General features: G+C 60.0%; 11 protein-coding genes and 1 pseudogene. 11 read left to right on the forward strand and 1 reads right to left on the reverse strand.

Translation table 11 applies throughout. The features are described from left to right. From E1J61_RS28165 to E1J61_RS28190, 6 genes are all read left to right on the forward strand, one after another. Complete coding sequence (locus tag E1J61_RS28165; RefSeq protein ID WP_133097218.1) at positions 1-861, forward strand: enoyl-CoA hydratase; 861 nt, start codon at positions 1-3, stop codon at positions 859-861. A gap of 122 nt (positions 862-983) precedes the next feature. Then, positions 984-2,156: a porin gene (locus E1J61_RS28170; RefSeq protein ID WP_133097219.1), complete on the forward strand. Its 1,173-nt coding sequence runs from the start codon at positions 984-986 to the stop codon at positions 2,154-2,156. Positions 2,157-2,212: 56 nt separating this feature from the next. Continuing rightward, positions 2,213-3,667 (forward strand): FAD-binding oxidoreductase, encoded by a 1,455-nt coding sequence (locus E1J61_RS28175; RefSeq protein WP_371704816.1) that lies wholly within the window; start codon positions 2,213-2,215, stop codon positions 3,665-3,667. Positions 3,668-3,733: 66 nt separating this feature from the next. Then, a complete protein-coding gene (locus E1J61_RS28180; RefSeq protein WP_256376144.1) occupies positions 3,734-4,120 on the forward strand; it encodes a transposase in 387 nt (128 codons plus the stop codon). Continuing rightward, a complete protein-coding gene (gene tnpB / locus E1J61_RS28185; protein WP_371704817.1) occupies positions 4,108-4,467 on the forward strand; it encodes an IS66 family insertion sequence element accessory protein TnpB in 360 nt (119 codons plus the stop codon). Before E1J61_RS28180 ends, tnpB begins: the two co-directional genes overlap by 13 nt. A 51-nt stretch (positions 4,468-4,518) precedes the next feature. After that, on the forward strand, positions 4,519-6,117 hold the full coding sequence (locus E1J61_RS28190) for an IS66 family transposase (protein ID WP_133097221.1): 1,599 nt from the start codon (positions 4,519-4,521) through the stop codon (positions 6,115-6,117). Positions 6,118-6,638: 521 nt separating this feature from the next. On the opposite strand, the pseudogene E1J61_RS28195 reads toward E1J61_RS28190, so the two are convergent. Beyond that, positions 6,639-7,112: pseudogene (locus E1J61_RS28195) on the reverse strand (tyrosine-type recombinase/integrase); the annotation flags it as partial. A gap of 403 nt (positions 7,113-7,515) precedes the next feature. Between E1J61_RS28195 and E1J61_RS28200 the strand changes: the two are divergent. The 5 genes from E1J61_RS28200 to E1J61_RS28220 all read left to right on the forward strand — a co-directional run bounded on the left by E1J61_RS28200 (position 7,516) and on the right by E1J61_RS28220 (position 12,877). Further along, positions 7,516-8,880 carry an LLM class flavin-dependent oxidoreductase gene (locus E1J61_RS28200; RefSeq protein WP_133097223.1) on the forward strand — a complete coding sequence of 455 codons (1,365 nt, stop codon included), beginning with the start codon at positions 7,516-7,518 and terminating at the stop codon, positions 8,878-8,880. Positions 8,881-8,933: 53 nt separating this feature from the next. Further along, positions 8,934-9,443: a flavin reductase gene (locus E1J61_RS28205; RefSeq protein WP_133097224.1), complete on the forward strand. Its 510-nt coding sequence runs from the start codon at positions 8,934-8,936 to the stop codon at positions 9,441-9,443. A 177-nt stretch (positions 9,444-9,620) separates the two neighbouring features. Continuing rightward, entirely contained in the window at positions 9,621-11,054 is a 1,434-nt protein-coding gene (locus E1J61_RS28210; RefSeq protein ID WP_133097225.1) for an NAD-dependent succinate-semialdehyde dehydrogenase, read from the forward strand. A 132-nt stretch (positions 11,055-11,186) separates the two neighbouring features. Then, a complete protein-coding gene (locus E1J61_RS28215; RefSeq protein WP_133097226.1) occupies positions 11,187-11,405 on the forward strand; it encodes a DUF3311 domain-containing protein in 219 nt (72 codons plus the stop codon). Then, on the forward strand, positions 11,402-12,877 hold the full coding sequence (locus E1J61_RS28220) for a sodium:solute symporter (RefSeq protein ID WP_133097227.1): 1,476 nt from the start codon (positions 11,402-11,404) through the stop codon (positions 12,875-12,877). Before E1J61_RS28215 ends, E1J61_RS28220 begins: the two co-directional genes overlap by 4 nt. Positions 12,878-12,923 lie beyond the last annotated feature (46 nt).

The following is a 12,923-nucleotide window of genomic DNA, read 5'->3' on the forward strand; positions in this document are numbered from 1 at the left end:
ATGGAAATCCAATCGAGCACGGCAAACGTGCTGTTCGAGACGATCGGCCCGGTCGGCGTCATTACCCTCAACCGCCCGGAGGTGCGCAATGCACAGAATGGCGCGCTGCTGTATGACCTGGACCGTGCCCTGGAGCGCTTCGCCTACGACGACAAGCTCGCAGTCGCCATTGTTCGGGGCAACGGGCCGCACTTCTCTTCGGGCCATGACCTTGGCAAGACGGCGGACCGGCATGTCTCATTCGAGCGCAAGTCCCTGTGGTGGGACCACGTAGGCAAGACCGGCGTGGAGAACCGCTTCGCGCGCGAGAGCGAGCTATATGTCGGGCTTTGCCGGCGCTGGCGTGACTTGCCAAAGCCAACCATCGCCGCGGTACAGGGCGCCTGCATCATGGGCGGCCTCATGCTGGCTTGGTCCTGCGACTTGATCGTTGCCAGCGAGGATGCCTACTTTGCCGACGCGGCGGTGGACTTCGGCATCCCGGGGGTCGAGTTGTTCGGGCATCCGTGGGAGCTGGGCAGCCGCAGGGCCAAGGAGTTTCTGTTTACCGCGGAGCGGCTGTCGGCCGCCGAGGCATACCGCCTCGGCATGGTGAGCCGGTTGGTGCCGCGCGAGCAACTGTTCGACGCATCGCTGGCACTGGCCCAGCGCATCGCCCAGCGCCCACGGCTGGGGCTGGCGCTTGCCAAGAAGGCCATCAACCAGTGCGACGACCTGATGGGATACCGCAGCGGCACCGACCTTGCCTTCGGCCTGCATCAACTGGCGCACGCCCACAACGCGGAAAGCGGAGGCAGTCCGAACGGCGCTGGCTCGCCCCAGCTCGTCAAGCAGACGCTGTCGGCGAGTTCGGCTGGCTAGGTCCGCTGGCCAGTCTCATTCCGCAGGAAACGCACGGTGGACACGGGAGTGCGGCGCCACCGCACTCCCGTGCCGGTCTACGCGTGCGACCAGAAAAAAATACCAGGGGAGATGAATTTGCCATGAGAAGGTCGTTCCTTGCCATCCTGAGCCTGCTATGCGGCTCCGCAAGCGCGCAGTCGTCCGCGCAGTTGTCTGGCCTGACCCTGTATGGCGTAGTCGACATGCCGGTCGAGTACGTCAACCGCATGGGGCGGGGCGTCCCGACGGTGGTCGACAACCAACTGTCGTACCAGCCTGGCGGCAAGCGCATCGCGATGCCCACGACTGGCGGATTGTCGGGCGCGCGCTGGGGGCTGCGCGGGACCGAGGACCTGGGCGGCGGACTGAGCGCCCTGTTCGTGCTGGAGAGCGGCTTCGGCCTCGATAACGGCGTGCCGATCGCGGGTGGCCGGCTGTTCGGGCGCCAGGCCTATGTGGGCTTGCAGAGCGAGCTTGGGCGTCTCAGCCTCGGTCGCCAGTACACCAGCCTGTTCGACGTGCTGGCCAACTTCTCGCCTAACCGGTATGCGGTGCTGTACGAGCCGATCGCCTGGCAGCTTGGCCCGAACTACCGCGAAGACAATATGCTCAAGTACACGGGCAGCTTCGGCCCCATCATGGCAACGGCGCACTATTCGTTCGGTACTGGCCTGGGATCCATTGCCGGGATGCCGCTCGCCAATGGAGGCAACGGCGAAACCCCGGGCAATTTGCGCGACAACACCGCCTGGGGAGCGGGTGTCGCCTATCTGGCCAACGGCTTTGGCGCAGCGCTAGGCTACGACCAGTGGAACCCGGCAGCGGTCGCCGGACAGCCAGGCAAGGCACGCAAGGCCGCCGGCGCGCTCAGCTACGCCACCGGGCTGGTCAAGGTCATGGCAGGCTACCGCTGGGGAAGCGCCGATGCGGGCGACGGCACGACGCTCCTGCGCGACGACTACTACTGGGCGGGTGCGAACTACCAGCTGACGCCGGCGCTGGGTCTGACCCTCGGCTATGCCTATGCCAGGCTGAGGCTCGTGCGCCTGTCGGCCACCGCGCCAGCGACCGAGCCGGCTAACCCCTGGCAGGTGAACTTCATCGCCGACTACGACCTGAGCAAGCGCACCGACGTCTACCTGACCACGGCCTATGCTCGCAACGCGGGCCTCAATTTCGACACGTCGGCGCTCGGCTTCGCGAACGGATACTTTCCGACTGCGGGGCAGCGGGGCATGTTCGGTGTTGCCGTGGGCGTGCGCCAGAAGTTCTGAGTGCGCGTGCAGTGCGCTAGGTGTGTCCTTTCATTTTGCAACGGAGACTGAACGCAGTGGAGACCCAAACCGCAGTGCTTGAGGCACTCAGCGACATCGTCGGCAGTGCCGGCTGCCTGGCAAACGAAGCGGACGTCGAGCCATTCGTCACTGACTACCGCGGCGCGTATCGCGGCAAGGCGCAAGTAGTGGTCATGCCCACCACCACCGCGCAGGTGAGCCAGGTCGTTGCCTGGTGCCACGCGCATGGAATTCCGATGGTCCCCCAAGGCGGCAATACATCGCTGATGGGAGGTGCCGTGCCCGACGACAGCGCCACAGCGGTGGTGATTAGCTTACGCAAGATGAACCGCGTGCTTGCTGTGGACACCATCAATGACACGATGACGGTGCAAGCCGGAGTCACGCTGTCCGCGGCACGGACTGCGGCCGAGAACCGAAAGCGATTATTTCCACTGCGCATTGGTTCGGAGGGGACGTGCCAGATCGGCGGCAACTTGTCGACTAACGCAGGCGGCACTGCGGTCCTCCGCTATGGCAGCATGCGCGACCTTGTGCTTGGCCTTGAGGTGGTGCTGCCTGACGGTCGCATCCTTTCATCTCTTAAAGGCCTGCGGAAGGACAACACCGGCTACGACCTCAAGCAGCTGTTTGTTGGTGCCGAAGGCACGCTGGGGATCATCACCGGTGCAGTGCTAAAGCTAATGCCGCAGCCGCGGTCAACCGTGACAGCGTTCGTCGCCGTGCCGTGTCCAGCGTCTGCCGTGAAGCTGCTGAGCGAAGCACGTATGCTATCTGGTGAGGCTGTAACGGCTTTTGAGCTGATTTCTGCGCCGGCCCTGGATCTGGTGCTAAACCATCTTGGCAGCGTCCAGTCGCCTCTGCAGGGTCGGTACGACTGGATGGTGCTCATCGAGCTGACGGCTGGCACCGAAGAGGAGCACTTGAACAACTCGATGATGGAGCTTCTTGAACGTGGCTTAGAGCATGGGTGGGTGGTTGATGGGGCGGTGGCCGCCAGCCTCGCCGACGGACAACTTTTCTGGCGCATTCGTGAAGAGATCTCGGATGCTCAGCGTTACGCCGGCGGCAGCATCAAGTGCGATATCTCGGTGCCAATCTCGCGCATCGCGCAGTTTATCGAGAAGGCATCTGCAGAGGTGCAGTCGCTGGAGCCAGCTATGCGTATGGTCGTCTACGGCCATATAGGGGACGGAAACGTGCACTTCAACCCACTGCGTCCAGTGGATCAAGACGCCCGGGAGTTTCTGGCACGGTGGTCCAAGCCCGTGTCTGACTTAGTCGACGATCTAGCGCACGCAGAGAACGGATCGATCTCAGCAGAGCACGGTATTGGTGTGGCTAAGCGCGATAGCCTAGAAGGTTACAAAGCTCCGGTGGAGCTGGACTTGATGTGGCAAATCAAGCGCGCGCTCGATCCAAGAAACCTGATGAATCCTGGGAAATTGCTGCCGTTGAATCACCGTAAGCGTCCGCTGATGGCCGTGTAGACGCGAGAGTCGAACCTATCCAGAGTAGTTCCCATCAAAAATCTGGTGGAGACTACTTTGGAGACTGTGGCTAAGCGTGGTGGCCGCGTACGCGGCAGCCGCAATCATCCGATCGAACTGAAGCAAAGGCTTGCAGAAGCTGCGTGCGTGCCAGGCGTCTCGGTTTCAAAGCTGGCGCTGGAACACGGTCTAAACGTGAACATGGTCTTTCGGTGGCGTCGCATGCTTCGAGCAGGCCAACTAGGGATCCCCCATGTTGGTGACACCCCAGTTCTGTTCCCCGTTGTAGTCAGAGGCCCCGGAGTCGAAGCGTCGCTCACGGGCAAGCCATGCGAGCGGCCGGAAGCGTTGCCAGCAGGAGTCATCCGATTGCACCTAGCCAAGGGCCAGGTGAGCATTGAAGGCCGAGTCGATCCGGAAACCCTGCGTATGGTGGTGCAGTGCCTGAGCTGATGATGGAGCCGCCGGCGAACACCCGGATCTGGGTTGCTGCAGGATTTACTGACATGCGATGTGGTTTCGATGGCCTAGCTGCCAAAGTACAGATGGTCCTGCAGAAAGACCCATTCTCTGGCCACGTTTTTATCTTCAGGGGCAAACGTGGTGATCTGCTCAAGTGCCTGTACTGGCGGGACGGTGGCTTGTGCCTGTTCGCCAAACGTTTGGAACGGGGTAGGTTCGCCTGGCCGCGTGCCGAAGGTGGCGTGGTGGCCCTGACGAATGCGCAACTTGGCCTTCTGTTGGAGGGGTTCGACTGGCGGCAACCCATCGATGCGGCCCGTCCGTGCAGTGCTTTGTAAACGTCTGTGACAACACACGTGGGGAGTGACGCTGGCGCCTAGACTGCTTGCATGACCTCCAGTAACGCTTCACTTCCCGACGACATCGACGCCTTGAAGGCCCTACTTCTGGCGCGGGAAGCTGAGCTTCGCGAGCGCGACAGCGACGTGGAAAATCTACGTGGCACGGTCGCGACGCTTCAGAGGACACTCTCAGATCGAGCACTGGAAATCGAGAGCCTGAAGCTGTGGATCGCAAAGCTCCAACGAATGCAGTTCGGGCGCAAGTCCGAGAAGATTGATCGCCAGATCGAACAATTGGAATTACGTCTGGAGGATCTGCAGGCCGACGAAGGTGCCGGAGTGCTCGACGCAAGCGAGCAGCGCTCAAAGGACGCGACCAGGCCGACTGGACGCAGAGCCCTCCCTGATCATTTACCGCGCGAAGATCTCGTCCATCAACCTGACGATGTGTGCTGTCCGCAGTGCGGCGGAACGCTCAACGAGCTTGGCGAAGACATCGCCGAGCAACTCGAGTACGTGCCGGGGCACTGGCGAGTGATCCGGCATCGTCGACCAAAGAAAGCCTGTGCCTGCTGTGACTGCATCGTACAGGCACCAGCGCCCAGCCGGCCCATTGATCGCGGTATGCCTGGTCCTGGTCTGCTCGCCCATGTCCTGGTTGGAAAATTCTGCGACCATCTCCCTCTGTATCGGCAGTCGGCGATATACGCGCGGGATGGCGTCGAGTTGAGCCGCTCGACACTTGCCGATTGGGTCGGACAAGCCAGCGCACTATTGCGCCCCCTGGTCGATGCAATCCGGCAGTACGTGATGGCGGCGTCGAAGATCCACGCTGACGATACGCCGGTACCAGTACTTGAACCTGGGAAGGGTAAGACCAAGACCGGACGGCTCTGGACCTATGTACGTGACGACAGGCCCGCTGGTTCAGTGGACGCGCCAGCCGTATGGTTTGCGTACAGCCCGAGTCGGTCAGGCGAATATCCGCAAGCCCACCTGAAAGGCTTCAGGGGGATCCTGCAAGCTGACGCATTCGCAGGCTACAACTCGATTTACAGAGACGGCGAGGTGCAAGAGGCCGGATGTGTCGCTCACGCGAGACGAAAGTTCCACGATCTGTACTTGGCACGCAGGAACGACGTCAACACTGAGGCGCTGCGCCGGATCGGCGAACTTTACGCTATTGAGGCTGATATCCGCGGGAAGCCTCCCGACGAGCGAAGGCGCGTCCGACAGGAACGGGCGCGTCCATTGCTGGAGGCCTTCGAGATCTGGTTACGTTCGACGCTCAGCAAGGTGTCGCCCAAAAGCGATACCGCGAAGGCTATTGGCTATGCATTGAATCAGTGGTCGGCATTGACCCTGTATGCCAGTGACGGTCGCGTTGAGATCGATAACAACGCAGCGGAGCGTGCGCTGCGGGCCGTTGCCCTCGGCCGAAAGAACTTCCTGCACTTCGGCTCTGACAGTGGCGGCGAACGCGGTGCCGCTATCTATTCGCTGGTGGCCTCAGCCAAGTTGAACGGCCTCGACCCCGAGGCCTACCTGCGCCACGTCATTGCGCGCATCGCCGACCACCCCGTCAATCGCGTTAGCCAACTGCTGCCATGGGCCATGGCTGAGCAGATCCGCTCGACCGCCGCCTGAAAGCAACCCCGTCGTCACGAACGCTGTCCGTCGGACGGTTACGAATCACCGTGCTCCACCGGCTGATCAATGAAAGCAGGACTTAGCTGCGCAATCCTTCCGGACTTTGGCCGGCTACAGAGCTCTGATAGAGCAATTCGCTTCGATCTTGCTGCGCACTGCATGTTGTGCGGCATCGCTTGCGGGAACTCGTGAGATGACAAGGTGATCAATGCTTTTTGAAAGGCGTCAGATCGGCCTTCGTGCATGTCACCCAAAGGCGGGCGGGGAGGCGAATCTCTACCGCTCCGACAGAATCAGTGATGTAGCATTTGATAAACTGTCGCCTATCCAAACTACATGCCGCATTCCCCCAATTTCGTTCCACTCCCCCGAATCACGATGTTCAACAACAAGGCGCGTAGCTGCTGCCCAGAATTAAATGCAATTAATCGCCAGACTTTGACTACAAACTTGATTCGCGAGCTTTCATCACGGCGGGCAACTTAAGCTTCACGATCGCGAAATAGCCGGCCGTCCCGTCATTTCTTAGTGCCCCAGCCGATCCGGTGCCGCGCCTGCGTGGCTTCATGGCGTGCATCCTCCTCGCTGTGCAGGTACCCGCTCGTCGTCGAGATCGACGCATGCCCAAAGTTATCCCTGACGTAGCGCAGGTCGACCTGGTGGTCGGTCATGTGCGAACCGGCGGTGTGGCGCAGCCGGTGCGCCGAGGCGCTGGCCAGCACCGCGGATTGCGCCTTCCATTCCGGCCCGCGCGCCCGCAGGCGCTCCGCGGCCATGCCAAACACCTCCTTCAGGATCAGGTGCAAAGCACGCGTGACAGCGCTTTCTCGCTGCTTCCAATCACCGGCAGCACCAGTGGATGCTTCTTCCCGAACTGCGGGGGAGGCCGGCAACTCGTGGGCCCGGCGGTAGCGCGCTAGTTCGGCAATCAATTCGTCAGTCGCCGGCACCAGCCGGGCCTTGCTGCCCTTGTCGGTCACCTCCAAGCACCAGCTCGATCCCCGGCGACCATGGGCGCGTTTTGCTGCCGCGGCACGCCTGCACGCGGCACGCTGCCCCTGGTGTTGACCGTGCTCTAGCTGTACGGCCTGCGTGCGTCCCGGCCGACGGCCACCACCCCCGCGCCAGCCCGTCGGCATTGCAGCGACGGCGTCCTTGACAAGACCGTGGCTCAGATAACGGGTGATGCGCGCTCAGTTACGGGCGCGCAGGCGGCGGCCTCGGCCCGTTGGCACCAAAACAGAACAGGTACGCGTCGGCGTTGGGCATACCTGAACCTAGTGTTTACCCCAGTCCAAAAAGTCTTTTTTCGTGTTCTATCGTCTACTATAGTAAACGACATGAAGGCGGGGTTGCCCCCTTCGCACTTTCATTCTTGAAAACCTGGAAACAGAAATGAGCCGTGAAATTCACCTGAACGCCTTTGACATGAATTGTGTGGGTCATATTCAGCAGGGGCTGTGGACCCATCCCCGGGATGAATCAACCCGCTACAGCGAAGTTCAATATTGGGTGGACTACGCCAAGAAACTCGAGCGCGGGCTGTTCGATGGCATCTTCTTCGCAGATGTTGTCGGCGTCTATGACGTCTTCGGTGGTAATGCCGACGCGGCTGTCCGAAATGCCGTGCAGGTGCCGGTAAACGATCCGATGCTGGTAATTCCGGCAATGGCTGCGGTCACACGCAATCTTGGCTTCGGCGTCACGGCCAACCTTACGTACGAACAGCCGTTTCTGTTTGCCCGCCGTATGTCGACGCTTGACCATCTGACAGGTGGACGCATCGGCTGGAACATCGTGACGGGCTATCTGGACAGCGCTGCGCGGGCCATCGGGCTCGACGGGCAGGTTGCTCACGATGACCGTTACGACCTGGCTGACGAGTACTTGGAACTGGTTTACAAGCTCTGGGAAGGGAGTTGGGATGATGACGCGGTCATCAACGACAAGGTCAAAGGCATCTACGCAGACCCAACGAAAGTCCGTGTGATTCACCACCACGGCCGTCAATACAAAGTGGATGCAATGCATCTGTGCGCCCCCTCGCCGCAACGGACACCGGTGCTTTATCAAGCAGGCTCGTCGACGCGAGGCAGGCAGTTTGCCGCGACGCACGCTGAGTGCGTCTTCGTGAATGGCCAGAAGAAGGATGGCGTGAAGTCCATCGTTGACGATATCCGTGCAAAAGCTGTGGCCTTCGGTCGCAGTGCGGATGACGTCAAGGCATTTCTGGGCGCAACGCTAATCATCGGCCGGACCGAAAAGGAAGCGCAAGAAAAGTATGAGGAATACAAGCGATATGTGAGTTCGGAGGGCGCGCTGGCGCACGCAGCGAGTTCGCTTGGCATCGACTTCTCCCGCTACGACCTCGACGAGCCGATCGACGTGACCAAGAGCCAGGCAATCGTCTCTAACGTCGAAGCCATGACTCGCAGTGCTGGCCCGCAATGGACACTGCGCAAACTGCTCGAACAGATGCCGCTGGGCAGCCGTCAGGCGCCGTGGGTTGGCTCTGCTGAACAGATTGCAGACTTGATGATCGAGTGGACCACCGAAACCGGTGTAGCCGGCTTCAACCTCTCGCGCACGGTCGCTCCGGAATGCCTTGACGACGTCATTGATCTGCTGGTTCCGATTCTGCAAGAGCGCGGCGTGTACAAGACGGCGTATCGCGAAGGTACATACCGCGAAAAGTTGTTCGGTCAGGCCAGACTGCCGGCAACCCATGCCGCAGCAAAGGCTCGCAATGCCGCGTGCTAAGCCGCGCAGCACCCCATTAACCGTTTGAGAGGTCCCAAGCAAAGGGGAACACTATGGTAGACAAATCATCGTTCCGAGAAGCTATGGCCGGGCTGGGGGCCGCGGTCAACATTATCACCAGTAATGGAGAAAGCGGCCTGGCGGGCTGCACAGTGTCGGCAGTTTGCGGCATCACCGACGAGCCGCCGACTCTCCTTGTCTGTATCAATCGCGGCAGCAAAAACAACGAGGTTGTGCGTGAGAACGGCTGCCTTTGCGTCAATGTCCTCGCGGCGGGCCAGCAGGATGCAGCGATTCGATTCTCAAGCAAGAGCGTCTCGATCGAGGAGCGGTTTGCCGGTGTGGAATGGGATCGCCTGGTAACAGGCGCCCCCGTGATCGCCGGAACTGTTAGTGCCCTGGACTGCCAAGTCACCTCTATGACGGACGTTGGAACGCACACGATGTTTCTCTGCGAAATCAAGGCTGTGCGGACCAACAATGATCGCGACGCATTGATCTACTTTGCGCGGAACTTCCATAGTGTTGAAGCGCCGGTTGCGAAGGTCGCCGTAGCCGCCTAAGTCCAGCTACAAAAATCCCGAAACATCAGGTCGCACATGGGCGCTATGCGCCCATGTCGGACACGCTCGTCCGTGCCAACTGCAAACGCTTATTGAAGCGCACCAAGTTTTGCTGGCGACCCTTCGCAAGCGACGGAACGGCATCGACCACTCACTTTTCCCCAGCAGGCCATGCACATGACTTCCTATCCGGAAATTCGAATGCTGATTGGCGACAAGTGGCGCACTGCGCCCGGTCGCCCAGTTATCAACCCTTCTGACGAGACAACCATTGGCACGGTGCCAATGGCGACTACGGCGGATCTCGATGCGGCCCTGTCTGCGGCGGCTGAAGGCCTGAAAGTGTGGCGTCGCACGTCTCCTGCGCGACGCACCGAGATCATGCTGAAAGCGATCGACTTGATTCGCAAACGTGTCGAGCCCATTGCAACGGCAATCTCCCTGGAACAAGGCAAGACCTTGGCGCAGGCGCGAGCCGAGGTACTACGAGGTTGTGATCTGATGACCTGGGATGCCAATGAAGGCAAGCGGCTGTACGGCCGCGTGATTCCGGCAGAGCCGCCGATGCGGCATACCGTGATTCGGGAGCCCATCGGCGTGATTGCGGCATTCACGCCGTGGAATTTCCCGATGAGTTCACCCGCTCGCAAGGTGGGTGGGGCATTGGCGGCTGGCTGTTCGATCATTCTTAAGGCGGCCGAGGAAACGCCCGCTGGAGCTGTGCTGCTGGCAGAAGCCTTCCGTGACGCCGGACTGCCACCCGGTGTACTGAATCTGGTATTCGGCGACCCTGGGATGATCTCGTCGTATCTGATTGCAAGTCCGGTCGTCCGTGCCGTCACGTTCACCGGATCCACGCCGGTCGGGAAACACCTGGCAGGCTTGACGGCCCAGTACATGAAGCCGGCGATTCTCGAACTGGGTGGTCACGCTCCGGTCATCGTCTGCGAGGATGCGGATCCCGATTCGGCGGCCCTTGCATGTGTCAAAGGCAAGCTGAACAACGCCGGACAGGTCTGTGTTGCTCCCACTCGCTTCTTCGTCCATCGGAAAGTCTACGACAAGTTCGTCGAGGCATTTGCGCGTTACGGTGCGAAGATCCGAGTGGGGCACGCCCTAGAGTCCAGCAGCGATATTGGACCTGTCGCGAATGAGCGGCGTCTTGCGAGTCTCGGCGAAATGGTGCAGGACGCCATTAAGCAGGGCGCTCGACTGCTCTGCGGCGGTGAGCAGTTGCCGGGGGCAGGATACATGTTCCCGTTCACTGCACTAGCGGACGTCCCACCCACCGCACGTGCGATGTATGAAGAACCGTTTGGGCCTCTGAGCCTTGTCGCCCCTGTCGAATCCCTCGAAGAAGCCATCGAGCGTGCCAACAGCCTGCCTTATGGCCTCGCCGGCTACGCCTTCACGCGCTCAGCGGCAACCGCCTATCGACTTGGTGACGAACTGGAGCTTGGCAACCTCGCGATTAATCACCTTACTTCGGCCGTGTCGGAGACTCCCTTTGGAGGTATGAAGGAAAGCGGTTACGGACGCGAAGGAGGTACCGAAGGGCTCGAGTGCTACACGAACGTGAAAAGCATTTCACATCTGATGACCGACGCCTAAGAGCGACGAACACCAGCATAACTCTAATAAGCACAACAACTACCCGCCCAGTCCCGCCCGTCAAAGTGGTAGCAGTTCCAATTGCCAGTTCTGAGGGCAGGACGCCACTTTTTTGCCACTAAGGAGATGCCGATGCGCCCCATCCACCTACTAGCCCTGCTACCAACCGTAGGCGTGCTGATTGGCCCGTTCTTTCTGAACCGTGTGACCCCTCTAATTCTTGGCATGCCATTTCTGCTTGGCTGGCTTGCGCTCAACCTCGTACTTACCTCCGTCATGATGGCAACCATTTTCCATTTCGATAGTAAGACCCAAGCGGATCGCGGGGCGTCTGGCAAGGAGCACGTATGAATAGCGCGCTTTTCTTCATTTTTGGCGCCATTGCCCTAGCACTGGCGCTTGGCTTACTGGCTAGGCGCGGCAAGAAGATGAGTCTGGAGGAGTGGGCTGTAGGCGGTCGTGGATTTGGTACTGCGATCGTGTTTTTGTTGATGGCTGGCGAAATCTACACGACGTTTGTCTTTCTCGGTGCTAGCGGTTATGCCTACGGTCATGGTGGACCGGCCTATTACATGTTGGGATACGGAAGTCTTTGCTTCGTGCTGTCGTACTGGCTGCTGCCACCGATCTGGCGCTATGCTAAAGAGAAGAATCTCATTTCACAGTCCGACTTCTTTGCATCGAAGTATGGAAGCCGCGCTTTGGGTATCTTGGTAGCGGTAGTTGGCATCGTCGCGCTGATGCCTTACCTCGTGCTGCAACTCAAGGGACTCGGCATCATTGTTAGTGTCGCATCCTACGGCGCCATCGATTCGAATCATGGGATGTGGATCGGCGCTATTGTGGTCGCGTCGTACGTGGCCATCTCCGGCGTACACGGATCCGCCTGGACATCGGTGGTCAAGGACATTCTGGTGATGTTTGTCGCCGTGTTCCTGGGCTTGTATCTGCCGTTCCACTACCACGGTGGAGTGGGGCAGATGTTCACCGACATCGAGGCAGCGAAGCCTGGCTTCCTTGCCCTGCGCGAATCGGGCGAAAGTCCGGTGTGGTTGGTCTCAACTGTTCTGCTCTCAGCGCTCGGATTTTACATGTGGCCCCACATGTTCATGGCGACCTACACGGCAAAGAACGATGTGGTCCTGCGCAAGAATGCCTATGTCCTGCCGATCTACCAGTTGATGCTCCTGTTCATCTTCTTCGTCGGATTTACTGCCGTTCTGCAGATTCCGGGGCTCAAGGGAAGCGACATTGATCTGGCGTTGTTGAAGATCTCACTCCAGACGTTTGATCCTTGGTTTGTGGGGGTCATCGGAGCGGCAGGCGTTCTCACCGCGATCGTACCCGGATCCATGATTCTGATGACGTCGGCCACGTTGCTTGCCAACAATGTCTATCGCCCGTTGCGACCATCGTCCAGCAGCGCTGAGATTGTGAAACTGAGTAAATGGATGGCCCCTTGCATCATGGCAGTGGGCCTGTTCTTTGCGCTGCAAGGTGGGAAGACGATTGTGGCATTGCTTCTAATGGCCTATGCGTTTGTGACGCAGTTGTTCCCCGTGCTGCTGATGAGCCTTCTGCGGAACAATCCAGTGACGCCTGTTGCGGCGATAGCCAGCATCGCTGTCGGAGAGGCGACCGTCGCGTGGGTTTCCTTGACCAAGCAGTCGGTGGCATCGCTGTTCCCGTTCCTGCCGAATGCCCTGAAGGATGTGAATGTCGGCGTAGTAGCGCTGGTGCTAAATATCGTGACGTTAGTCATCGTCACGCTGCTGACTCGGCGGAGCGCGCGTCAGAGTCTGACGGCTACCGTTTCCCAATAGCGGTTGGGTTGATGTTGTGGCGGAGGCGATGTCTCCGCCAGGAGGT

Origin of the sequence: Cupriavidus sp. L7L, from assembly GCF_004353535.1 — a bacterium.
In the GTDB taxonomy this organism is placed as follows: Bacteria; Pseudomonadota; Gammaproteobacteria; order Burkholderiales; family Burkholderiaceae; genus Cupriavidus; species Cupriavidus oxalaticus_A.

Coding starts and splice junctions, on each gene's coding strand:
- E1J61_RS28165 (WP_133097218.1), top strand. CDS start 1: ATGGAAATCCAATCGAGCACGGCAAACGTGCTGTTCGAGACGATCGGC.
- E1J61_RS28170 (WP_133097219.1), top strand. CDS start 984: ATGAGAAGGTCGTTCCTTGCCATCCTGAGCCTGCTATGCGGCTCCGCA.
- E1J61_RS28190 (WP_133097221.1), top strand. CDS start 4,519: ATGACCTCCAGTAACGCTTCACTTCCCGACGACATCGACGCCTTGAAG.
- E1J61_RS28200 (WP_133097223.1), top strand. CDS start 7,516: ATGAGCCGTGAAATTCACCTGAACGCCTTTGACATGAATTGTGTGGGT.
- E1J61_RS28205 (WP_133097224.1), top strand. CDS start 8,934: ATGGTAGACAAATCATCGTTCCGAGAAGCTATGGCCGGGCTGGGGGCC.
- E1J61_RS28210 (WP_133097225.1), top strand. CDS start 9,621: ATGACTTCCTATCCGGAAATTCGAATGCTGATTGGCGACAAGTGGCGC.
- E1J61_RS28215 (WP_133097226.1), top strand. CDS start 11,187: ATGCGCCCCATCCACCTACTAGCCCTGCTACCAACCGTAGGCGTGCTG.
- E1J61_RS28220 (WP_133097227.1), top strand. CDS start 11,402: ATGAATAGCGCGCTTTTCTTCATTTTTGGCGCCATTGCCCTAGCACTG.